General features: G+C 59.4%; 18 protein-coding genes. 2 read left to right on the top strand and 16 right to left on the bottom strand.

Going from position 1 to position 22,425, the window contains the following annotated elements; translation table 11 throughout:
• The first annotated feature begins 42 nt into the window (after positions 1 to 42).
• Both lexA and DW171_RS03360 read left to right on the top strand, forming a co-directional pair.
• A complete protein-coding gene (gene lexA / locus DW171_RS03365; RefSeq protein ID WP_040359862.1) occupies positions 43 to 687 on the top strand; it encodes a transcriptional repressor LexA in 645 nt (214 codons plus the stop codon).
• Positions 687 to 1,391 (top strand): heparan-alpha-glucosaminide N-acetyltransferase, encoded by a 705-nt coding sequence (locus DW171_RS03360; protein ID WP_089573371.1) that lies wholly within the window; start codon positions 687 to 689, stop codon positions 1,389 to 1,391. The genes lexA and DW171_RS03360 overlap by 1 nt, the downstream gene beginning before the upstream one ends.
• Here the strand turns inward: DW171_RS03360 and hflX are convergent.
• The 16 genes from hflX to DW171_RS03280 form a co-directional block, all read right to left on the bottom strand.
• Positions 1,376 to 2,665 (bottom strand): GTPase HflX, encoded by a 1,290-nt coding sequence (hflX, locus tag DW171_RS03355; RefSeq protein WP_117806329.1) that lies wholly within the window; start codon positions 2,663 to 2,665, stop codon positions 1,376 to 1,378. The two genes, DW171_RS03360 and hflX, sit on opposite strands and share 16 nt — an antisense overlap.
• Positions 2,665 to 3,603: a tRNA (adenosine(37)-N6)-dimethylallyltransferase MiaA gene (gene miaA, locus DW171_RS03350; RefSeq protein WP_118270408.1), complete on the bottom strand. Its 939-nt coding sequence runs from the start codon at positions 3,601 to 3,603 to the stop codon at positions 2,665 to 2,667. The genes hflX and miaA overlap by 1 nt, the downstream gene beginning before the upstream one ends.
• Complete coding sequence (gene miaB / locus DW171_RS03345; protein WP_118270407.1) at positions 3,603 to 4,973, bottom strand: tRNA (N6-isopentenyl adenosine(37)-C2)-methylthiotransferase MiaB; 1,371 nt, start codon at positions 4,971 to 4,973, stop codon at positions 3,603 to 3,605. The genes miaA and miaB overlap by 1 nt, the downstream gene beginning before the upstream one ends.
• A gap of 45 nt (positions 4,974 to 5,018) precedes the next feature.
• Positions 5,019 to 5,336 carry a stage V sporulation protein S gene (locus DW171_RS03340; protein WP_117877501.1) on the bottom strand — a complete coding sequence of 106 codons (318 nt, stop codon included), beginning with the start codon at positions 5,334 to 5,336 and terminating at the stop codon, positions 5,019 to 5,021.
• Positions 5,337 to 5,410: 74 nt separating this feature from the next.
• Positions 5,411 to 6,496: an ATP-binding protein gene (locus tag DW171_RS03335; protein WP_117583191.1), complete on the bottom strand. Its 1,086-nt coding sequence runs from the start codon at positions 6,494 to 6,496 to the stop codon at positions 5,411 to 5,413.
• A gap of 1 nt (position 6,497) precedes the next feature.
• Entirely contained in the window at positions 6,498 to 8,048 is a 1,551-nt protein-coding gene (gene rny / locus DW171_RS03330; RefSeq protein ID WP_089573375.1) for a ribonuclease Y, read from the bottom strand.
• A 257-nt stretch (positions 8,049 to 8,305) separates the two neighbouring features.
• Positions 8,306 to 8,998, bottom strand: a complete 693-nt coding sequence (locus tag DW171_RS03325) for a regulatory protein RecX (RefSeq protein ID WP_117861923.1) — start codon at positions 8,996 to 8,998, stop codon at positions 8,306 to 8,308.
• An 11-nt stretch (positions 8,999 to 9,009) separates the two neighbouring features.
• On the bottom strand, positions 9,010 to 10,158 hold the full coding sequence (gene recA, locus DW171_RS03320) for a recombinase RecA (RefSeq protein ID WP_117757809.1): 1,149 nt from the start codon (positions 10,156 to 10,158) through the stop codon (positions 9,010 to 9,012).
• A gap of 257 nt (positions 10,159 to 10,415) precedes the next feature.
• Positions 10,416 to 10,946: a CinA family protein gene (locus DW171_RS03315; RefSeq protein ID WP_118270406.1), complete on the bottom strand. Its 531-nt coding sequence runs from the start codon at positions 10,944 to 10,946 to the stop codon at positions 10,416 to 10,418.
• Positions 10,947 to 10,958: 12 nt separating this feature from the next.
• Complete coding sequence (gene pgsA, locus DW171_RS03310) at positions 10,959 to 11,507, bottom strand: CDP-diacylglycerol--glycerol-3-phosphate 3-phosphatidyltransferase (protein WP_231500751.1); 549 nt, start codon at positions 11,505 to 11,507, stop codon at positions 10,959 to 10,961.
• Positions 11,508 to 11,606: 99 nt separating this feature from the next.
• Positions 11,607 to 12,956 carry a 30S ribosomal protein S12 methylthiotransferase RimO gene (gene rimO, locus DW171_RS03305; RefSeq protein WP_118270405.1) on the bottom strand — a complete coding sequence of 450 codons (1,350 nt, stop codon included), beginning with the start codon at positions 12,954 to 12,956 and terminating at the stop codon, positions 11,607 to 11,609.
• 27 nt (positions 12,957 to 12,983) lie between these two features.
• Complete coding sequence (locus DW171_RS03300; protein ID WP_118270404.1) at positions 12,984 to 13,481, bottom strand: YajQ family cyclic di-GMP-binding protein; 498 nt, start codon at positions 13,479 to 13,481, stop codon at positions 12,984 to 12,986.
• Positions 13,482 to 13,507: 26 nt separating this feature from the next.
• Positions 13,508 to 15,019, bottom strand: a complete 1,512-nt coding sequence (locus tag DW171_RS03295) for a RodZ family helix-turn-helix domain-containing protein (protein ID WP_118270403.1) — start codon at positions 15,017 to 15,019, stop codon at positions 13,508 to 13,510.
• The gene (locus DW171_RS03290; protein ID WP_233503140.1) at positions 15,019 to 17,796 is read right to left on the bottom strand and encodes a DNA translocase FtsK; all 2,778 of its coding nucleotides are present in this window, start codon (positions 17,794 to 17,796) and stop codon (positions 15,019 to 15,021) included. Before DW171_RS03290 ends, DW171_RS03295 begins: the two co-directional genes overlap by 1 nt.
• 1 nt (position 17,797) lies before the next feature.
• Positions 17,798 to 19,468, bottom strand: a complete 1,671-nt coding sequence (locus DW171_RS03285; RefSeq protein WP_089573381.1) for a ribonuclease J — start codon at positions 19,466 to 19,468, stop codon at positions 17,798 to 17,800.
• A 639-nt stretch (positions 19,469 to 20,107) separates the two neighbouring features.
• The gene (locus DW171_RS03280) at positions 20,108 to 22,354 is read right to left on the bottom strand and encodes a polyribonucleotide nucleotidyltransferase (protein ID WP_118270402.1); all 2,247 of its coding nucleotides are present in this window, start codon (positions 22,352 to 22,354) and stop codon (positions 20,108 to 20,110) included.
• Between the last annotated feature and the right edge of the window lie 71 nt (positions 22,355 to 22,425).

Genomic DNA, 22,425 nt, shown 5'->3' with positions numbered 1-22,425 from the left:
AAATTCGAACATTTGTTTGACATGGGTAGAGAGGATGCCCTGATGGCTCGCAAAATTACCAAGCGTCAGCAGCAAATTTACGACTTCATCAAGGAATATCAGCAGGAGAAGGGTTATCCGCCCAGCGTGCGCGAGATGGCTTCTGCCGTGGGCCTTTCCTCCCCCAGCACCGTGCACGCCCATCTCTCTGCCCTGGAGGCGCGCGGGCTACTCAAGCGCGATGCCACCAAACCGCGCGCCCTGGAACTCTTTAACGAGGATGGCTCCTCTGTCTCAATTTCCAAATCTGACGAGCCCACCGCACCTCGCGGAACGGTCTCGCTACCGCTCGTTGGTCGCGTCGCGGCTGGGATTCCCATTCTGGCAGAGCAGAATATCGAAGACACGTTTACTATCCCGACCGAAATCGCCACTGATCAGGGTTCCTTTATCCTTGAGGTGCATGGGAGCTCAATGATCAATGTCGGCATCTTCAATGGCGATTACATCATCGTCCGTGAACAAAAGAGTGCCATGAACGGCGAAATTGTCGTGGCCATGATTGATGGTTCGGCGACCGTCAAGACGTTCTACAAGGAGCAGGGGCGTGTGCGCTTGCAGCCCGAGAACGACACCATGGAACCTATCTATGCAACGAATCCCGTTATCCTGGGCAAAGTCGTCGGCTTGATGCGCCGGTTCTCGTAATGCAAAAACGCATAACCATCTTTGATACCGTCCGCGGGTTTACGATGATTTCTATGGCAGGTTTTCACGCTTGCTATGATCTCGCCTACCTGTACGGCTGGGATATGCCTTGGTTTACCCAGACTGTCTTTCAGGACGTCTGGCGCGCCAGCATCAGCTGGGTATTTTTGTTTATCGCGGGTTGGATGTGCACGCTCTCACGCAACAATGCCAAACGAGCGGCTAAGTACGCTGCCGCAGCTTTGGTCGTCTGGATCGCAACAACGCTCGTATCGGTCGACGATTCAGTGAACTTTGGCATCATTTATTGCATGGCGGTGTGCACCGCGGTGGTTGCGTTCACCCGTCCGTTACTCCAAAAATTACCGGGCTCATGGGGCATCGCAGCGTGCCTTGTTCTTTTTGCCCTAACCTGGGGCATTCCAAAGGCGGTCTACCCACTCCCCTACCTGGCATGGCTTGGATTCCCAGGCCCGGGTTTTGTTTCGGGAGATTACTATCCGCTCATACCGTTTGTCTTTATGTACCTTACCGGCTTTTTTGCTGCCCAGGCAGCACAAGCATCAAGTCTCGAAGCGCCAGCATGGGCATACGCCAATCCTATCCCGGCGCTCGCAGTCCTGGGTCGGCATGCCTTACCGTTCTACCTGCTCCATCAGCCAGTCATTCTAGGCGTGCTAGAAATCGTTTATTCCGTACGATAGCGCTCGAGCCGCGGTGCAATACGAGCCGGCAACTTCGCCACAATGCGAACGCCGTCCTCGAGATATTCCTCATGCAGAAGGGTTCCCTGCTCATGCACCAGCGTGATGAGAGCGCCCTCGCGATACGGGATATCAGCGGAGAGCAACACATCGGTGGCAGCTGCCTCGCGAGCAATGCGATCGACGAGATCGTCGAGCCCCTCGCCCGTTTGGGCCGAGAACAGAACGGCCTCCGGATAGCGACGACGGAAACTCAATCGATCGACGCTATCGAGAAGATCGATTTTATTGAATACGGTCAGCGTTAAACGCTCTCCGGCGCCGATCCCATCAAGCACGCGGTCGACAGCCTCCAGCTGCCGCTCATAGTCCTCGTCAGACGCATCTACGACTTTGAGAATTAGATCGGCACCCAAAACCTCGGACAGCGTCGATTTAAAGGCATCGACCAGACCATGCGGCAGCTTTTGAATAAAGCCGACGGTATCGGTAATCGTCATGCCGCGACCGCCGGGCAGACGATACGAACGCGTCGTCGGGTCGAGCGTAGCAAACAGCTTGTCCTGCGAAAGTACCGTAGAGCCGGTCAGACGATTGAGCAACGTCGATTTACCGGCATTGGTATAACCGGCCAACGCGACGCGAAACGCCGGTGACTCAATGCGACTCTTGGATTGAACATCGCGACGCTGTTCAACCTGCTTGAGCTCACGACGAAGCGCAGCGATCTTATTACGAATAAGGCGACGGTCGACCTCGAGCTGACTTTCGCCCTGACCAAAACGTGAGCCGATGCCGCCGCGCGTCTGCTCCTTGGCGAGATGGCTCCACATGCCACGCAGGCGAGGCAACAAATATTGAAGCTGTGCCAGCTGTACCTGCAGGCGTCCCTCACGCGTCTGAGCATGCAGGCCAAAGATATCCAGGATCAGTGCTGTACGATCGATAATCTTTACCGGCTCGCCCACAGCTTTCTCCAAATAGGATTGCTGCGAGGGCGTCAGGTCGTCGTCAAAAATAACGACATCGGCATCCATGCGATGCACCAGGCCGCACAGCTCTTCTACCTTGCCGGAACCGATAAACGATTTAGGATACGGCTTTACCAAACGCTGCGACAAGCGTGCCACGCACTGAGCACCAGCTGTGTGGGCAAGACGCTCCAGCTCATCAAGCGAGCGATCGAGCGGCCATGCATTGTCGCGCCACTCAACACCAACTAAAATGGCACGCTCGGGCTCGGGTGCCGTGGGAACAAGGGGGAAACGGGCCATTAGGCAGCCTCAATACGATGCAGGATATCCTCAACGACCTCATCGATCGTACATTCATCCATATCAAACCACACGATACGGTCATCGCGCTTAAACCACGAAAGCTGACGCTTGGCATAACGACGCGAACGCATCTTAATGAGTTCGCGAGCCTCATCCATGCTCATCACGCCATTGAAAGCATCAATGATCTCTTTATAGCCAATTGCCTGCATCGACGTCAGGGCATCTCCCAGCCCCTGGCCCATAAGACCGCGGACCTCATCGACAAGACCCTGCTCAAACATCAGATCGACGCGCTGGTTAATGCGCTCGTAGAGCGCCTCGCGATTACGCGTCAGACCAAACCATAGGGCATGATAATGCTCGTGCGGAACACTAAACTGCGACTTTTGCTGCGCATAGGAGACGCCATCATCATGCATCTCGAGCGCACGAATCACACGGCGCACGTTATGGGGATGAATAACAGCAGCCGATTCTGGATCGCGCTCGGCAAGCAAGGCATGCAGTTCTTCCTCGCCAATACGCTCGGCAAGCTCCTGATAGCCCGCACGACGATCGTCCTCAAGTTCACCCGAGGGAAAGTCCATCTCATCGAGGGCGGCCTTGAGATACAGCCCCGTACCTCCGCAAAAAACCGGCAGGCAACCCGAACCAAGGAGACGTTCAACATGCGCGCGAGCGTCGGCCTGATAAAGCGCAGCAGAATATGCCACACCCGGCTCTACAATGTCAACGAGACGCAGCGGCGCCGTGCACTCATCGGGCGCCATCTTTGCGGTACCGATGTCCATGCCGCGATAGATTTGCATCGCATCGCACGACAGCACTTCGGACGAAAGACGAGCTGCCAAACGGTCGGCAACATCACTCTTACCAACCGCCGTCGGACCGACGATCGCAACGGCGGAAAGACCTGCCCCGGGAGCAACCATTAGCGCGGCTCGCCCACAACGGAGCCGGACAAATACCAGGTCTTGGCAATGTCAACGTCAACATCAACGATCTTGCCAACAAGCTGATCGATACTGTACCCCTCGGGGATAGGCGCATGCACGGTCTGATTCTTGGGACTCTTGCCCAGCAGGACCGCGTCGTTCTTTTTACTCGTTCCCTCAATGAGCGCCGGAACCACAGTATGAAGCTCACCCTGGTTATACTCGTGTGCCGTGGTCTCGATAACCTTAACCAGGCGGTTGAAACGCTCGAGAATAACCTCATGCGGCGTAGGATCGTCAATCTCGGCGGCCGGGGTACCGGCACGCTTGGAATAGATGAAGGTATAGGCCTGAGCATAGCGGACCGTCTCAGCAAGCGAGAGCGTCTGCTCAAAGTCTTCTTCAGTCTCGCCCGGGAAGCCAACGATAATGTCGGTCGAGAGCGCGATATCGGGCATGCGGTTGCGAATGCGATCGACCAGGCCCAGATAGTCCTCGCGTGTATAACGGCGATTCATCTCTTTGAGGATCCGCGTCGAACCTGACTGGACGGCCAGGTGAAGCTGCGGCATAACGGCAGGCGTCTCGGCCATGGCGTCGATGGTCTCGGGCAGCAGATCCTTGGGATGCGAAGACGTAAAGAAGATGCGCTCCACGCCCGTATCGCCCACGGCACGCAGCAAATCGGCAAAACGCGGCTTGCCAAACAGATCGCGACCATATGAGTTAACGTTTTGGCCCAACAGCGTAATCTCACGCACGCCCTGGCGTACCAAACCGGTCACCTCGTCGACAATCTCCTCGAAGGGGCGGCTCTTTTCGCGACCACGCACGTACGGCACGATGCAATAGGTGCAGAAATTATTGCAGCCTGTCATGATGGGCACCCAGGCGTGATACTGGGTCTCGCGATGCCACGGCATGCTCATGGCGTCCGTATCCTCATGCTCATTGGTGCGGATATGACGCTTACCATCAAGGAACGCCTCGGCAATGAGCTCGGCCACATGTGCAATGGAATGCGTGCCAAAGATGACATTGACGTTATCGACGTTGGTGAGCAGGCCCTCGCCATCGCGCTGCGCGATGCAACCGCCAACGGCAACCACGCGCTTGCCCGAAGGCGAAGGCGGCAGGCTTTTGCAGGAATTACACTGACCGTACAGGCGAGTATCGGCGGCCTCGCGCACGCAGCACGTCATGAAGACAACGATATCGGCATGCGCGGGATCGAGCGCCATGAGGCAGCCATACGAATCAAGCAGACCGCTCACACGCTCGGAGTCGTGCTGATTCATCTGGCAGCCAAAGGTGCGGATAAAGTAGGTTTTACCGGCAAGAATATCGCGTACGGAACGCTGGTCCATGTGCATAAGTCCTAACGATGGGGAGCGAAACAAGGCAAGCAGAAGCTATGCCACAGGCTTAACATCATCCATGACGACGTTATCCATAGTAGCTCGATTGATCTGGTGAACGTAGATAGAAAGGCGGATGGCCGTGCGCGACTCCCCGTTAATGAGGATGTCGGAGAACACGGGCGCGCAGGAAATATCAAAACCGGTTGGAATCAAAAAACCGCGCGCGATAGCAACGGCCTTAATAGCCTGGTTGACGGCACCGGCGCCGACACACTGGATGTTGACGGGTACACCATCCTTGACCATGCCGGCGATGGCGCCGGCAACGGACGCGGGCGATGATTTGCTTGATACCTTCAGGCAATCCATGAAGAAACTCCTGCATTTAAAAGTACGTTTTAACTGCAATAACTGTATCGTACCGAGTGGACTCGGTAAAGGCACTATTCCTCTTTGGCAAGATCAAAGGTCACGGTGATTCGATCACGCGAAACACGGATCTTTGGGTCGCCGCAAAGGTTGAGATAGTACCGGGTGGCAAGGTCATTAAAGTCGCGTTCCACAGCGCGCGAAAACTGTGCCATGTCATCCTTGGCAATACGTAGCCCGCGACGATCCTTCGCGAGATCGACAGGAGCCGGCGCATGCGAGGACGAATCACGCTCGCGCAGCAGACGCGCGGTCACACCGCGAACGGGCTTAATCTGCCCTGCCAAAATGCGATGGGCCGTGCGCTCGGACATCTCAAGACCCAAACCCGAACAAATACGGATAAAGTCCTCGGCATCAGAAGCAAGGCCTAAACGATCGACAACCGGAAGCTCGCTCTCGTCATCAATGAACAGGAGACGAGACGTATCGAGCCGACTTGACGCTTGAGCATAAAGGGTCGCGGCAATCTCAGACGGAGAACCGAGATAGACATCGCAACCACGCAACTCCTCGAGCGCAAACTCACAAGCAGCGCGAATAATATTATGTGGACCGCGAGCGCAGACATAACGTCCGTCCTCATCCTTGACGGCCTGGGGCCAGCTGGACTGATCGGCACGCTCACTGAGGCGGTCGGCCGCAACGCTCACCTTGAAGGCTGAACCAAGATCGACGCCGGACGTGACCACACGGGCCTCGTCGGTGTTCTGCTTAATCGAAAACAATGCCATGCCACGACCGTGAACGCCCCAACGGTCCATCTTCATGCTCTCGAGCTTGGAGGTAACGCGGGCATCAAAGATTCGCTCTTGCATATCCTGCGGAACGCCAGAACCGTTATCCAGAAAGACAAGCGTGCGGACGCCATCTTCCTTGGTCGTGGCGAGATAGACCTTGTCGGCGCCGGCATCGCGAGCATTACGGAGCATTTCGATGACGATGTCCTCGACATGCTGAATGTCGTGCTTAGCCTGGCGCCGCTCGGCCTCCGAAACGCGGAGGCGGACATACCCCTCGCCAAGGTTCTCCTCGACGCGAAGGTTGCCCTCCCCCGACATCGACGCGATAAATGAGATGAGCTCGTTCGCGTCGCTCATGTTATTTAGCGATATCGACAGCGCGGCTCTCGCGAATCACGACGACGCGCACCTGACCGGGATACTCCATCTCTTCCTCGATCTGATGGGCGATATCGTGAGCCAGGACCGTGGACTGGGCATCGGAGATCTTGTCCGGCTGGACCATGACGTGGACCTCGCGACCGGCCTGCATGGCATAGGTACGTTCGACGCCGTCATGGGAGTTGGCGATCTCCTCGAGCTTCTCAAGACGCTTGATGTAGTTCTCGGCAGACTCGCGACGGGCACCGGGGCGAGAGGCAGAGACAGCATCGGCGGCCTGCACCAGGACATCGAGCACCGTGTTGGGGTCGACATCGGCATGGTGAGCCTCAATAGCATGGACGATAACGGGCTTCTCGCCATAACGGCGGGCAAGCTCGGCGCCGATGACGGCATGCGGGCCCTCGACGTCGTGGTCGATTGCCTTGCCCAGGTCATGAAGCAGGCCGGCGCGCTTGGCGGTCACAACGTCCAGGCCAAGCTCGGAAGCCATCACGCCGCACAGATCAGAGACCTCGAGGGAATGCTGAAGCACGTTCTGACCAAACGAGGTACGGTAGCGCAGGGCACCAAGGGTCTTGACGATCTCGGGGTGCAGATCGTGGATGCCGGTATCGAAGGCAGCCTGCTCGCCAGCCTCGCGCACGCGCTGCTGAACCAGGTCGGCGGCCTTGTGATACATCTCCTCGATACGGGCAGGGTGAATGCGGCCGTCGGCGATGAGGTTCTCGAGGGCGACACGGGCGGTCTCACGACGGACCGGGTCGAAGCTCGAAAGAACGACGGTCTCGGGCGTGTCGTCGATCACGAGGTTGACGCCGGAAACCTGCTCGAAGGTCCGGATGTTGCGACCCTCGCGACCGATGATACGGCCCTTGAGGTCATCAGAGGGAATGTGCACGGAGGTAACGGTGACCTCGGCAGTGTGATCGGCAGCGCAGCGCTGAATCGCCAGAGACAGAATCTCCTGGGCGGTCTTGTGGCACTCGGCGCGAACCTGCTGCTCGGACTCGCGAATGATCGTGGCGGCCTCGTGGGTGACCTCGCCGCGAACCTTATCGAGGAGCTCCTTGTGGGCGTCCTCGCGGGTAAGGTCGGCGATACGCTCGAGCTCGGAGGTCTGCTTTGCGCAGAGCTCCTCGAGCTCACGGGAGCGCTTCTCGACCTGACCGGCCTGGCTGGACAGCTGATGCTCGCGCTTGTCGAGAGCGTCGTTGCGGCGATCGAGGGATTCCTCGCGCTGCATCACGCGGTTCTCGAGCGTACGAATCTCGTTCTTACGCTGCTTGTCCTCGGCCTCAGCGGCCTGCTTATTCTTGATGATCTCCTCTTTAGCCTCGAGCAGAGCCTCTTTTTTGAGGGTCTCGGCCTGACGCTTAGCATCACCGATCAGGGACTCAGCCTGTGCGTGTGCCGACTGGATTTTTTCGTCGGCCTCGTGAAGACTACCCTGCTTGGCGGTGCGCATGTAGGCAATGGCGGCGATGGCACCCAAAACGATGCCAACGAGCGCTGCGATGATAGGCATGCTCACTCCTTTTTATGGATTCGTTACACAACAAAGCGAACCGTCCTTACGAACGGCTCGCGACATTTGAGTAATATGGGCGCAGCTTATGCGGGTCGGATACAGGTAAACATATAAACAAACTCATCACAGATGAGCACATATCACAAAGCAAATGACAGTGTTTATCGTACGTTGAACCACAACAACTGTCAAATAAATGGCCCCAGCACGGCGGCTAAAACGCGGTGAACGGCAGGGCCACAAAACGCATACGCCTAAACCGCACATTCCTCACGTTCGGCATCGAGACGTGCCTTAACGGCATCGGCGGCGATGTGATACGAGAAGCCCTTGCCCATCAAAAACCGAACCAGTTTTTCGAATCCGCGCGTCTCTGGAACACGCCGCTTGGCGAGCAGGGCTGACGCACGCGCCAAATCGTCTTCGACGGCAAAATAATCCTCGGGATAACCGGGAATGTCATCGAGCACGACATGACGGCGCTTGAGCTCGGTCTCGATTTTACGCTGTCCCCAACCGCGCCGCTTGCGTTCCTCGATAAAGTACGAGCAAAAGCGGTTCTCGTCTAAAAAGCGATACTCGGTGGCACGCTCGACGGCGAAATCGATCGCGGGCTGGCGAAAGCCGTAGCGTGCCAACTTGTCACGGACCTCACCCGTCGCATGGTCGCGTCGCGATAGCATCTCGGTCACCATGGTAAGTGCACATTTACGCTCGATGAGCTGCACCGCTTCACGAAAGTTATCCCAATCACAGGGAAGATCGGGGCGATTTTTGACATACAGGCGCGCGACCCGCACGGGAATCCAAATGGACCGCTCAAAACCGCCCTCAAGCTCACAATCGATATGTGCGCAAGGCTTTTTGGACGCATACCCGCTCGAGAACGAGGAGGCCGCCTTCTTATCGGGAAAGACGACCGTGGCCTCGGTCACCGTATACGACATGAGCGTAACCGCTACTCGTCGTCATCATCGAGCATGGCGGAACCATCGATGGCGTAAAGCTCGTCAAACTCCTCAGGCGCAGGCTGATCGGTCAGCTCGACCTCGGACGGAGCATCGTCATCAAACTCAAGCCCGCAGGCAAGGCGGACCTTATGCTCAATCTCGTCGGCGCAATCGGGGTGTTCGCGCAGGAACGCCTTGGCGGCCTCGCGACCGTTGCCGAGCTTGTCCTCGCCATAGGCAAACCAGGAGCCCATCTTCTTGCAAATGCCGCACTCGACAGCCATGTCCAGAATCGAGCCCTCCTTAGAGATGCCCGTACCGTACATGATGTCGAACTCAGCAGAACGGAACGGAGCTGCCACCTTGTTCTTAACGACCTTGGCGCGCACGCGGTTACCGATAACCTCATCCTTAAGCTTAATGCTGTCGATGCGGCGAATGTCGATACGCACCGAAGAGAAGAACTTAAGGGCGCGGCCGCCCGTCGTGGTCTCGGGGTTGCCGAACATGACGCCGATCTTCTCTCGCAGCTGGTTAATGAAGATGCATGTCGTGTTGGACTTGGACAGCGAGCCGGCGAGCTTGCGGAGCGCCTGACTCATCAGACGAGCTTGCAATCCGACCGTGGTATCGCCGATCTCTCCCTCGATCTCGGCACGCGGGGTCAGCGCGGCGACGGAGTCGACGACGATGGCATCGATGGCGCCGGAACGCACGAGCATGTCAACAATCTCGAGCGCCTGCTCACCCGTATCAGGCTGGGAAATCAGTACCTCGTCGATATCCACGCCAATACGGGCGGCATACGTGGGATCGAGCGCGTGCTCGGCATCGATAAATGCCACCACGCCACCCATTGCCTGGGCCTCGGCCAGGATCTCGAGCGAAAGCGTCGTCTTACCGGAGGACTCAGGACCGTAAATCTCGACGATACGGCCGCGCGGCACACCGCCGATACCCAGAGCGGCATCGAGTGCCAGAGCGCCCGTGGGGATGGCCTCGACCTCAAGCTCGGGGCCGCCGTCACCATACCTCATGATGGAGCCTTGACCGAACTTCTTCTCGATCTCGGCCTTGGTGGTGGCGATCATCTCATCGCGCTCTTTACCCGTCGTGGGTGCATGAACGGTACGTACGGGACCTGAATTCTTGGCCATGAATAGCCCTCCTCTTAACAACCTGTATCGATAATAAACGAACGGCTGTTCGTGGTCAACCGTTCAGGCCAATCATATGCAGGCAGTCTTTCCAAAACCCAACCAAACGCCGACCAAACACTGACCAAATGCTTGACCACAAAGGGCCGAATAAGAACAAGGAAGGCAAGAATACACCCATAACCAGCGCAAACGCTAAATTCGTCAGAGGTCCCTATCTCCACAATTAAGGGGCCCTAAGGCCCCTTAAAACACGTCTATTCCATAGAGTTAAGCACAAGGGCAATGCGTCCCAATGCCTCCGCGACCGCATGGGCACGAACACGCGAACGGTCGCCCTCATAGTGGCAGCGCACAGAGTCCACGACCGGCACTTCCCCATCAGCCGCGCGATACGCCCAGCCAATATAGAAAGTGCCAGCCGGATCGTCCTCAGTGCCGCCGCCGGGGCCGGCATAACCCGTTGCGCTCACTGCAATATCGCTCTGGTACAGCTCCAGCGAACCCGCCGCCATCTCGCGCGCGGTCTGACGCGACACCGCGGTATAGCGGTCGAGCGTCTCCTGCTCAACACCCAGAACACGATGCTTGATCTCATCGCAGTAGGTCACCGCACCGCCACGCAGCACCGCCGAGGCGCCCGGGATATCGGCAATCGTCGAGGCGATCATACCTGCTGTCAGCGACTCAGCCGTCGAAACCGTCACGCCCCGAGCGCTCGCGCGCTCGACAATATGACGCGCCAGCTCCTCGTTATGTGCGGAAATCTGCTCAAAAGAGTCCGTCATACCCACCAGAACCTAGACCGAAAAGACGATCTTGCGGCAGTTCCAGAAGTACTGGGCGCCCGAGATAACGGTCAGGACAACGGCAACGGCGTACAGGAAGCGCGACACCGAGTAGATGCCGAGCGTCAGCGCCAGCGGGCCAAGGTGCAAGCCGGCCATCGCAAAGACGCACAGGTAACCGCAGATGGAGACCATCGTGGTCGCCGTCTTGTACTTGCCAAGCTTATCGGCGGCAACGACCACGCCGGCGGCACTCGCAACCATGCGCAGGGCGCTTACCAACAGCTCGCGGAACAAGATGATGAACACGGACCACACGGTCACAGCGCCAAAGTCCAAGAACAGCAGCAAGGCCGAGAACACGAGCAGCTTGTCGGCAATGGGGTCCAAGAATTTACCGAAGTCGGTAATCTCATTGCGCGAACGCGCCAGATAGCCGTCAACTTTATCGGTGCACGACAGGATGACGTACAGAATGAAGGCTGCGGCGGCGAGCGGGCCGTCGAAGGTGCTCCAATCTGTACCGGCAACACTCGTGTGAGAAAGCGCCGACACGATCATGAACACCGGGATAAAGACGATGCGCACACACGTCACGATGTTGGCGGGCGTCCAAACACTCGTCAGTTCCTTATTGCTCTCGTTTGCCACGATGCTCTCCTACTCCACAACATGGCCGATAAGCTCATAGCAGAAGCTATCGGTAAACTCGACCGTCAGAATATCGCCCACGGACGCCTCGCTGGCGTCCAAGTGCACCGCGCCATCGGAATCGGGCGCCTGGAACCAAGCATGGCCGATCAGCTCGGCGCCGTCCTCGGTCTCCTCGATGCCGTCGACGATCACCTGGGCGCGCTCGCCCACATGTGCGGCGGTGGCGGCAAAACCGAGCGACTCGGCCAGGTCCATGGCCTCCTGGGCGCGCTCGAGCTTGACCTCCTCATCGACCTGACCCTCCATCTTAGCGGCCAGGCTGCCCTCCTCCTGCGAGTAGGCAAAGACGCTCGTGTAGTCAAAGCCGACGGTGTCCATAAAGTCGATAAGGTCGCGGAACTCGTCGTCGGTCTCGGTCGGGAAGCCGACCATGGCCGTGGAACGGATCACGATGCCGGGGATACGCTCACGCAGATCGCGGAACAGGTCCTCGAGCTCCTGGCGCGAACCAGAACGGCGCATAGCCTTGAGGATGCGCGCGTCGCAGTGCTGCACGGGGATATCGATATAGGGCAGCACCTCGGGCGTATCACGAATCGTCTCGATAAGCTCGTCAGTCATGCCCTCGGGCTGCAGGTAGAGAACACGGACCCAGACGTTGTGCGGGCGCACGGCCTCGGCTACGGCGCGCAGCAGCTGCGCCAGATTGCGCGGCGAGCCCTCGGCGAAGTCACCATCCGCAAAGTCGGTGCCCCAGATGCCAGTGTCCTGGCCGATCAGCACGACCTCTCGCACGCCACCGGCAACCAAGTCGCGCACCTCGGAGATAATGCTCTCGGCATTTCGCGAATGATAGCGACCGCGAATATAGGGAATCATGCAGAAGCTGCAGAAGCGGTTGCAGCCATCGGAAATCTTGACGTAGGCGACAGCGCCCTCGACGGTGCGCTTGACTTGCGGAATATAGGCGGCAATCTCGCGCTCGACGCCCAGCACGCCATCGATGACCGCCACGATGCCATCCTCCTCGTCGGCCTTCACAAAGGCAGCGACCTCGGGCAGCTCATCGGGCAGGTCGTCGCCATAGCGCGACGGCACACAGCCGCACATGACGATGGGGCAAGAACGAACGCCGTCCTGGACCTCGTTGGCGAGCTCGAGCGTGGTCTCGATGCTCTCGGACGTTGCGGAGGCAAGGAACGAGCACGTATTGACGATGGCGATATCGGCGTCCTGCGGGTCGAATGCCTCCTCGTAGCCTGCGGCGGTCAAAAGAGAACGCATGCGGTCGGTGTCAACCTCGTTCTTAGCGCACCCGAGGGTGATGTAGAGCACGGAGCCCAACGGTGTATCCATGTTGGAGAGCGGTCCTTTCGAATGATATTAGCGGTAGTTGGTGAACTGCAGCGGCTGGCCGTAGTCCTGGTCGCGCAGGAACTGGATCACGGTCTGCAACGCGTCCTTCGAAGCGGAGGAAACACGAAGCTTGTCGACCTCGATGGTCACCTTGACCTTGAGCTTTTGATCCTTGATGTCCTTGTTGATCTTCTTGGCGGTCGCCTGGTCGATACCCTCGACGATATGGCCGAGCACGCGCACGGTGCCGCCCGATGCCGCCTGCGGAGCATCCCACGAGACAGCCTTGAGGTCGATGCCGCGCTTGATGAGCTTGGAGCTCAGCACGTCGATAATCTGCTTGGAGACAAAGTCGGCCGGGGCGCTGATCGTAAAGAGCTTGTCGCCCTTCGAAAGCTCGATCGTGGCGCCGGAATCCTTCAGGTCATAGCGCTGGGAAATCTCGCGCGTGGTTTGCTGGAAGGCGTTGTCGACCTCTTGCATGTTGACCTCGGACACGATGTCGAAGCTGGAATCTTTAGCCATGATGTTTCCTTTCGCGTACGAGCGGCTTAGTAGCTATCGTACGAATAGTCGGTAGAATCGGTGGGCGTCTGGCCGTCAGTTGCGGTATCGGCGCCATCCGTGGACTGGGCATCGGTGCCGTCGGTGGTGTCGGTACCATCGGTGGTGTCGGTACCATCAGAACTTTCACCATTCTCGGAATCAGTCGTCTCCTTCTTGGGAACGGTGATCGTCACACGCGCCACGCCCGAGGTCTTGGTATCGTAACGGACCTTTTCGCCGTTCTTGGTAACGGTGACATCGGAAGGCTTGGACGTGGTGATCTCGATCGAGGACTCAGGCGTGTACTCCTGCTCAAAGGGGCCAGTCGCCTGGGCGCCATAGACCGACTTGCCATCGACCTTGACCTCAATCCAGGCGGTCTTTCCCTTGGCAACGGAGACCTTGACCTTCGTTACCTCGTTTTCTTCCTTTTTAGCCGTCGTCTTGGTGGAGTCCGAATCGGTCGACTCATCCGTCGCCTCATCGGTGTCCTCATCCTCGTCGACCGTTTCGGTCTTCTTAGAAGACTTCTTGGGCGTCGTCTTGGTAGCAGTGGGCGTCTCGGGCGTGGTCTCGGGCGTCGAAGATGCGCAGCCGCGCAGAAGTACCACGATGAGCACGATCAGCAGCAACGCCACGGCACCGATGCCGGCGTAGACGATACGCGGATCGAGACCGTTGTTTTGAGGAGTACGGGAACCGCCGCGTCCACGACTGGAACTGCTGCGGCCGCCTCCCTGAGGCATACGACCACGATTGCTGTCGGAACGGCCGCGATAGCCACCCTGGCCCTGAAGGCTGCACTGACCCGAGCGGGGCGCAAGTTCACCGCGGCCTTGATAGCCACGCTGGCCCGCACGCGGAGCCGAAGAGCGCTGGCCATACGGCTGTGGTTGAGAGCGAAGACGCGGCGTCACCTGCGTGGTATCGGCGTCCGCATAGCCACTGCGAGAGCGTCCGGTGGAGATACCACGGTGACCGCGATCAGAATAGCCGCCGTCGCCGTAGCCGGCACGAGGGTCACGCGCCACGCCGCGGGCAGCGGGAAGCGCACGGTCCTCGGGCATCGGCGTACTGCGGAACCGGTCACGCTGCGAGCGAATCTCCTCGCCCGAACCCGTCTCGGTAATATAACCGGCCTGCTGAGGACGCTGTCCATAGCGGGTCGAACGACCGCCCTGAACCATCAGGAAGCGCCCGTTATCGACAGAGGAACGCGAATTGACATAGCCGGCGGCGTCCTGAAAACGACCGCCCCGCTGCGACGTCTCGCGCTCGTATGCCATCAGCTCGTCAAAGTAGGCATTGACGACCTCGCGTGGATTGAGGCCCAAAAAGCGAGCATAGCTCGAAATCATGCCCTGCGCATAGCCGCGCGGCGGCATCGAAGCAAAGTTACCGGTCTCGAAAAACTCGATGATCTGCGGCCTGATTTTGATGGTGTTGGCGACCTGCTGAATGGAAAGGCCCATTCGGCGACGCTGCTCGAGCAGCATGTCACCAAAACGTGCAGCCATCAGAATCCTCCAAACTCACGATCTTCACGTGCCATCTCGGCGTCGACAGATTCCAGCGCGGCAAGCCCCTCCTCGTCCAACAGGACCTCGCGCGGCTTGGAACCGTCGGGCGGGCCGACGACACCCTTTTCTTCCAGCATGTCCATAATACGCCCGGCACGCGCATAGCCAACCTTCAGACGACGTTGCAGGCCAGATGTTGAGCCAAGCTGCGATTCCACCACAATATGGGCGGCTTCCCAAATGAGCGGATCATCGTCTTGCGGCTCGGCTACTCCGGTGCGGACAATGCCGCCGCCACCCGCCATGGACATGGAAGCGGGCGCCACGGCAGACAGGATCTCCTCGTGGTAGTCTGGCTCACTCTGCGACTTGACGAACTCGACAATCTCGTTGATCTCATCATCCGAGACAAAGCAGCCCTGGATACGGCGGGGCTTGCCCCAGTCGACCTTGGAGAACAACATGTCGCCCAAACCGGTGAGCTTCTCGGCGCCCATCTGGTCGATGATGACGCGCGAGTCGATGCCCGTGGCGACGTTAAAGGCGATGCGGTTGGTGATGTTGGCCTTGATGAGGCCCGTCACCACGTTGGAGCTGGGGCGCTGCGTGGCAACGATAAGATGAATACCGGCGGCACGGCCCAGCTGTGCAATACGCACGATCGAGGCCTCGACATCCTTACCGGCGACCATCATCAGGTCAGAGAGCTCGTCAATGATAATGACAAGGTAGGGCATCTTTTGCGGCGGATTGTCGTAATGCTCAAACTCGCCAGCAGCCTGCTTTTCGTTGTAGGTCGAGATCTTACGCACGTTGAGACGCTCGAAGACCTTCAGGCGACGCTCCATCTCGGACACAGCCCATTGCAGAGCGCTCGCGGCCTGCTTGGGCTCGGTCACCACGGGCACATAGAGATGCGGCAGACCGTTATAGCCCGCAAGCTCGACGCGCTTGGGGTCGACCATGATCAGGCGAACGTCCTCGGGAAGGGCGCGCATGAGCAATGTCGTGATGATGGAATTGATCATCACCGACTTACCAGAACCGGTCGTACCGGCAATCAACAGGTGAGGCATCTTGGCGAGGTCGGCGACAACCGGCGTGCCCTCGGCGTCGCGGCCGATGGCGAGCTCGAGCGGACCGCCCTTCACATAGGGCAGCACGTCGCCCAGATTGACGTTCTGGCGCTTGCGGTTGGGAATCTCGATGCCCACGAGCGAGGTGCCGGGGATCGGGGCAAAGATACGCACCGACTGGGCAGCGAGCGAAAGCGCGATATCGTCCTCGAGGCTCGAAATTTTGCTCACACGCTCGCCCTCACCGGGCTGCAGTTTAAAGGTCGTCACCGTGGGGCCGGCGATCCAGCCGACCACGCGGGCACTGCGGCCAAACTCAAGCAAGGTGGATTGCAGTGACTCAGCGGTCTGCTCCAGCTCCTTGTCCGAAGACGCGGCGGAAGCCGACTGCGGGTTGGCATGCAGGATTTCGAGCGGCGGAAGCTTGAGTCCGTCCTCTTCTTCGCCCTCGTTATCTGCGGCGCCGTCGTCCACTCCCCCATCACGAGCCGCAGCCGATTCGATAGCACTCGTGGCAGGCGCACCGGCAACCTTGGGATGCTTCAGGAAGTCGGGAATCTGAGGTGCGGCCGAGACGGGATTCACGACAAACGGCGGCTCGGACTCGTCGATCTTATCGGAGTCGTCTTCCATCGAAAGCTGGCCGGTTACCTGGCCGCGCTTTGCATGGCGACGCGGCAGCAAAGTTGTCTTTGCGGTCTCAATCGGACCCTCGTCGTCCTCGTCATCGCCCTCGGTGAGCTCAATCTCGCTATCGGACCAAGACGGGTCGGGCTCACTCGTATTGAGCTTAGGCGCAGCCTTGCCCTTCTTGACATGGCGACGCGGCAGCAGCGTGGTCTTGGCCCGCTCGGCTTCAACCGACTCGGATACGTCGACAAACGGGTCATCGTCCTCGTTGTCATCCAAAACCGGGTCGACATCGCCACCCATGACCGTGGTCACCGCGGCGTCAGTCCCCTTCTGGCGCAGAATGCTCAGGTGCGGACGAGCGACGCCGGGAACAGACAGGGCCTCTTCATCGCCCCACGGGCTGGCGTTGACATCGGCACGACGGCGTTCGGCAAAATCTGCCGCACGATCGCGTGCGGAGCGCAAAACGCCACCCACCGAAAAGCCGATAATGACCAAACCAACGACGACAAGCCCCAGCAAGACAACCATGGCGATAGGTTTACCCAGGGCGTTTTGCAAGGCACTTGCGATAAAGGCGCCAATGTAGCCGCCCGACACGGAAAGGTTCTGCGGCGTAAACATAAGGTCGCACGAATCGCTCGTGCCCGGCACCATCAGCGAAAGAATGGAGACGACGGCGATAAAGACCACGGCGCCGCCCGCGACAGAGCGCACGTTGAGCGGCGAGTCCTCACCCAAAAAGAGCGTGGCGGCAAACAGCAAGATGACGATCGGCAGCACGTAGGCGCCCAGGCCAAAGCCCAGGTGGTAGAAACCGGCAACCGCAGCCGTCACGGGCGCTGTTGCCGGAGAGATCACGGCAATGAAGGACGCGATCGCCAAAACGGCGATGACCACACCGGCGATATCGCGATTGGCCGAAGGCTCGACCAAGGGCTCAAAATCGTCGAAGTCTGCCTCATGGCCCTTATTGGCACGCAGATGGGAACCGGCACCCTTAGCAGATGCCGGTTGGTTGTTGGCTTTATTGCCTTTGGCGTTTTGTGCAGATCCGCGCGCCAAACTAAACCTCCATGACGACCGGGATGATCATCGGACGGGTACGCGTACGGCTCCAAATGAAGTTGGAGAGCGAATCGCGCACGGCCTTGCGAATGGCATCGGAGCCGCTGCTGGTAAAGCTGAACTTGCCCTTCTCGATCGTCTTCATAATGGATGCGGAGGCATCCTCGGAGAACTGGTCGTCGATGGCAAACGAGACGCCGCGACCCGAGAACTCGATAGCCTCGATCTTCTTGTGCTTGAGCGAGACGATAGCAACGGCCGTGACCATACCGTCATTGGCGAGCTTCTGGCGATCGCGCAGGACGATGGGGTCGGTATCGCCGATACGCAGGCCGTCGACGTAGACGACGCCGGACTCGACGGGCGTACCACGCTTGACGATACCGCCGCGCATCTCGAGCGTGTCACCGTTATCGAGGATAAAGATATGATCGTCCTTGAGACCCATCTTGCGGGCCAGCTGAGCATGGGCGCGCAGATGCACGGCCTCACCGTGAACCGGCATAAAGTACGTGGGCTTGGCCATGGCCATCAGGAGCTTGAGCTCCTCCTGGCTACCGTGACCCGAGACGTGGACGAGAGCGCGGTTCTTATCCCACACATCGCAGCCGAGCTTGGCCAGGCTGTTGACGACCTGCTGGACGGCTTTCTCATTGCCGGGAACAGGAGTTGCCGAGAGGATAACGGTATCGCCCTCGTGGATGGAGAGCGTCTTGTGCTCGCCATTGGCCATGCGGGACAGGGCCGACAGCGGCTCTCCCTGCGAGCCAGTGCACATGACGACGATCTTGTCGTCGGGCAGGTTATCAATGTCGAAGGCATCGATGATATCGGCATCATCGATGTTGAGATAACCGAGCTCGCGCGCCACGCGGGTGTTCGTGAGCATGGAGCGACCGGTCACAACGACCTTACGGCCGCACTTGCGGGCGGCATCGCAGATCTGCTGCAAACGATGGATGTGGCTCGAGAACGATGCGACGAACACGCGACCCGGGGCGTTCTTGATGGCGTGCAGCAGGTTGGGACCAACCTCGGCCTCGGACTTGGTAAAGCCGGGAACCGTGGCATTGGTGGAGTCGGAAAGCAGCAGGTCGATGCCCTGCTTGGCAAAGCGGCTGATAGCGGCATAGTCGGGCGTGACGCCATCGATGGGCGTCTGGTCGAGCTTAAAGTCGCCGGTGTGCATAACGGTGCCCTGATTGGTGCGGATGAACACGCCCAGAGCGCCGGGGATGGAGTGCGTCATCGAGAAGAAGTCGAGCGAGATGCCGCCGAGGTTGACATGGCTGCCGCCCTTGACCTCGCGGAACTTAGGCGCGCGGATGCGGAACTCGGAGAGCTTGCCCTCGATAAAACCGAGCGTCAGCTTGCTCGAGAAGATGGGCACCTTGTTGTTGAGGTCCTGCAGCAGGTACGGAAGCGAACCGGTGTGGTCCTCGTGGCCGTGAGTGACGATGATACCGCGGAGCTTCTCCTCGTTCTCCAGAACATAGGTGTAGTCGGGAAGCACCAGGTCGATACCGGGCTGGGAGTCATCCGGGAACATAAGACCGGCGTCGACGAGCACCATGTCGTCGCCGCACTCGAAGACCGTCATGTTCTTGCCGATGCCGTCAAGGCCGCCGAGCGGAATGATCTTCAAAGGAGATGATTTTTTAGCTGCCATAGGTAAGTGTGGTTTCCTTTCTTCGAAACGGGTCTGGAACAACCGACGGGGCGCTTCTGGCAAACCGACCGCCGGGAACGTACAAATATGCATCGCAGAGTCGATGCAATAACCACAGTATGATACCCATTTGCACAACAACAGACCACCCATGCATCAAAGCCCCATCTGAACTGGTCTATCCCGCCGGTTTCCCGTGGGGCGGGCGCTGATGAAGTTTCCTGCTCTACAGTCCTGCTCACGACGGAGGCCACATTAAGTGGCCTCCTGTTCGTGCGGAACTCGCGATAAACTTCATCAGCGCCCGCCCCACGGGAAACCTGCCAAAAAGGGACAGGTTTGTTTTGGTCGGTTTTATCTGGGAAGATGCTGCTGCGGCTATCTACAGATCTGAAATCTGACTACTGAATAGACTGTCTAGCTAAATAGCGAGCGGCACTAACCAGCCCTTTTGCTTGCGACCGGGAGGGGCGCATATGAAGTTTATCGCGAGTTCCGCACGCAAAGGAAAGCACTTAATGTGCTTTCCTTCTTGCGCAGGACTGTAGAGCAGGAAACTTCATATGCGGCCCTCCCGGGCGCAAACAAAAGGGCGACCCCTTAGGAGTCGCCCTTGCATGAGCTGCTTATGTACGGCTGTTACTCGGCGTCGTGGTGACGGCGGGGCTTGCGGCCTCCGTTGTCGCCGGGACGGCGCGGACGGTCGCTGCGCTCGGAGCGCTCGCGACGCGGACGCTCACGACGCTGGAAGTGCTCGCCGTCGCCCTCGGAGGCACCCTCGGCGCGAGCCGGGGCCTCAGGCTTGTCAAGACGATCGAGCGAGATCTTGCCACGGTCGTCGACCTCGATGACGACGACCTTGACCTCGTCGCCCACGTTGAGGACGTCCTCGACCTTCTCCACACGACCCTTGGCGACGCGGGAGATGTGCAGCAGGCCGTCCTTACCGGGCAGCAGGTTGACGAAGGCGCCGAAGGGCTGGATGGAGACCACGCGACCGGTGTACTCCTCGCCCGGCTCGGGAACCTTGATGATGAGCTTGATACGCTCGACGGCCTGGTCGACGGACTCGCCGGTGCCGCCGACAAAGACGGTGCCGTCCTCCTGGATGTCGACCGAGGCGCCGGTCTCGTCCTGGATGCCGCGGATGACCTTGCCGCCGGAACCGATGACGTCACGGATCTTATCGGTCGGAACCTGGATGGAGACGATGCGCGGGGCGGTGCTGCGCGTGGTATGACGCGGCTCGGGGATCACATCGAGCATCTTCTGCAGGATGAAGGCGCGACCCTCCTTGGCCTGCTGCAGGGCGCGCGCCAGGATGTCGAAGGTAAGGCCGGTGGCCTTGTTGTCCATCTGCAGGGCGGTGATGCCCTCGGTGGTGCCGGTGACCTTAAAGTCCATGTCGCCCAGGAAGTCCTCGAGACCCTGGATGTCGGACAGGACCACGGTCTTGCCCTCCTCCTGGATCAGGCCCATGGCGATACCGGAGACCGGGCGCTTAATGGGCACGCCGCCGTCCATAAGGGCGAGCGTGGAGCCGCAGGTCGAAGCCATCGAAGAGGAGCCGTTGGACTCCATGACCTCGGAGACCACGCGGATGGCGTAGGGGAACTCGTTCTCGTCGGGGAGCACCGGAAGCAGGGCGCGCTCGGCCAGGTTGCCGTGACCGATCTCACGGCGCTTGGGACTGCCCATGCGGCCAGTCTCGCCGGTGCAGAACGGCGGGAAGTTGTAGTGGTGCATGTAGCGCTTGCCCTCGGTGGGCTCGATGGTATCCAGACGCTGGCCCTCGTTGAGCATGCCGAGCGACAGGACAGAGAGTACCTGGGTCTGGCCACGCTGGAACAGGCCGGAGCCGTGAACGAGCGGCAGGTAGTTATCCTTCACCATGATGGGGCGAATCTCATCGGCGGCACGGCCGTCAACGCGCTCGCCGGTCTCGACGACCATGGTACGCATAGCCTTCTTCTCGAGCTTCTTGAGCGCCACGGGAATCTCGCGCTCCCAAGCGGACTGCTCCTCCTCGGTGAACTCGGCACGGATGGACTCCTTCAGAGCCTCGACCTTACCGATACGGGAGAGCTTGTCGGCATCGCGAAGGGCGGCGGCCATCTCGTCGTAGTGGGCGAAGATGCGCTCCTGGACCTCCTCGACGGGCTGGTCGAGCGGGTACTCCTTCTTGACGATGGCGCCATTGACCTGCTCCCACTCGGCGACAAACTCGTCCTGAGCCTGGCAGAAGGCAGCAAGGGCCTCCTGGCCAAACTTCATGGCGGCGAGCATGTCGTCCTCGGAGATCTCCTCGGCGCCGGCCTCGACCATCGAGATGAAGTCGGCAGAGCCGCCCAGCTCCAGGTCCAGATCGGAGTTCTCGCGCTCCTCATAGGTGGGGTTAACGATAAACTCGCCGGTCTCCACGTTGCGGCCGATGCGCACGCAGGCAAGCGGGCCCTCGAAGGGCACGCCGCCGAGCGTCATGGCCAGGGAAGCACCCATGACGTTGATGACGTCAAAGGGGTTGACCTGGTCGGCGACGAGCGAGGTAGCGACGATGTGCACCTCGTTGCGGAAGCCGTCCGGGAAGCTCGGGCGAATCGGACGGTCGATCATGCGCGCGGTGAGCGTGGCCTTCTCACTGGGACGGCCCTCACGCTTGAGGTAGCCACCCGGGATGCGGCCGGCGGCGTACATCTTCTCGTTGAAGTCGACGGTCAGCGGGAAGAAGTCGTAGTTCTTGCGCTCCTTGGAGACGACCACGGTGTCGAGCATCGTGGTGTCGCCCTGCTTGACCAGGCAGGCGCCGGTGGCCTGCCTGGCAAGCTCGCCCGACTCAAAGGTGTAGGTCTTGCCGTACAGCTCAAAGGTCTTGGATACGAGTGTCATTGTTCTCCTTTACCCCGCAGGCCCCTTGCCTGCAGGCTCCTCATGTGACGCGGGCCCCCTGCCCCCGCCAC

This window comes from Collinsella sp. AM15-2, assembly GCF_003471985.1.
Classification (GTDB): domain Bacteria; phylum Actinomycetota; class Coriobacteriia; order Coriobacteriales; family Coriobacteriaceae; genus Collinsella.
This window is presented reverse-complemented; position numbering and strand designations above follow the sequence as displayed.

Coding starts and splice junctions, on each gene's coding strand:
- lexA (WP_040359862.1), top strand. CDS start 43: ATGGCTCGCAAAATTACCAAGCGTCAGCAGCAAATTTACGACTTCATC.
- DW171_RS03360 (WP_089573371.1), top strand. CDS start 687: ATGCAAAAACGCATAACCATCTTTGATACCGTCCGCGGGTTTACGATG.
- hflX (WP_117806329.1), bottom strand. CDS start 2,665: ATGGCCCGTTTCCCCCTTGTTCCCACGGCACCCGAGCCCGAGCGTGCC.
- miaA (WP_118270408.1), bottom strand. CDS start 3,603: ATGGTTGCTCCCGGGGCAGGTCTTTCCGCCGTTGCGATCGTCGGTCCG.
- miaB (WP_118270407.1), bottom strand. CDS start 4,973: ATGGACCAGCGTTCCGTACGCGATATTCTTGCCGGTAAAACCTACTTT.
- DW171_RS03340 (WP_117877501.1), bottom strand. CDS start 5,336: ATGGATTGCCTGAAGGTATCAAGCAAATCATCGCCCGCGTCCGTTGCC.
- DW171_RS03335 (WP_117583191.1), bottom strand. CDS start 6,496: ATGAGCGACGCGAACGAGCTCATCTCATTTATCGCGTCGATGTCGGGG.
- rny (WP_089573375.1), bottom strand. CDS start 8,048: ATGCCTATCATCGCAGCGCTCGTTGGCATCGTTTTGGGTGCCATCGCC.
- DW171_RS03325 (WP_117861923.1), bottom strand. CDS start 8,998: ATGTCGTATACGGTGACCGAGGCCACGGTCGTCTTTCCCGATAAGAAG.
- recA (WP_117757809.1), bottom strand. CDS start 10,158: ATGGCCAAGAATTCAGGTCCCGTACGTACCGTTCATGCACCCACGACG.
- DW171_RS03315 (WP_118270406.1), bottom strand. CDS start 10,946: ATGACGGACTCTTTTGAGCAGATTTCCGCACATAACGAGGAGCTGGCG.
- pgsA (WP_231500751.1), bottom strand. CDS start 11,507: ATGATCGTGTCGGCGCTTTCTCACACGAGTGTTGCCGGTACAGATTGG.
- rimO (WP_118270405.1), bottom strand. CDS start 12,956: ATGGATACACCGTTGGGCTCCGTGCTCTACATCACCCTCGGGTGCGCT.
- DW171_RS03300 (WP_118270404.1), bottom strand. CDS start 13,481: ATGGCTAAAGATTCCAGCTTCGACATCGTGTCCGAGGTCAACATGCAA.
- DW171_RS03295 (WP_118270403.1), bottom strand. CDS start 15,019: ATGGCTGCACGTTTTGGTGACATGCTGCTCGAGCAGCGTCGCCGAATG.
- DW171_RS03285 (WP_089573381.1), bottom strand. CDS start 19,468: ATGGCAGCTAAAAAATCATCTCCTTTGAAGATCATTCCGCTCGGCGGC.
- DW171_RS03280 (WP_118270402.1), bottom strand. CDS start 22,354: ATGACACTCGTATCCAAGACCTTTGAGCTGTACGGCAAGACCTACACC.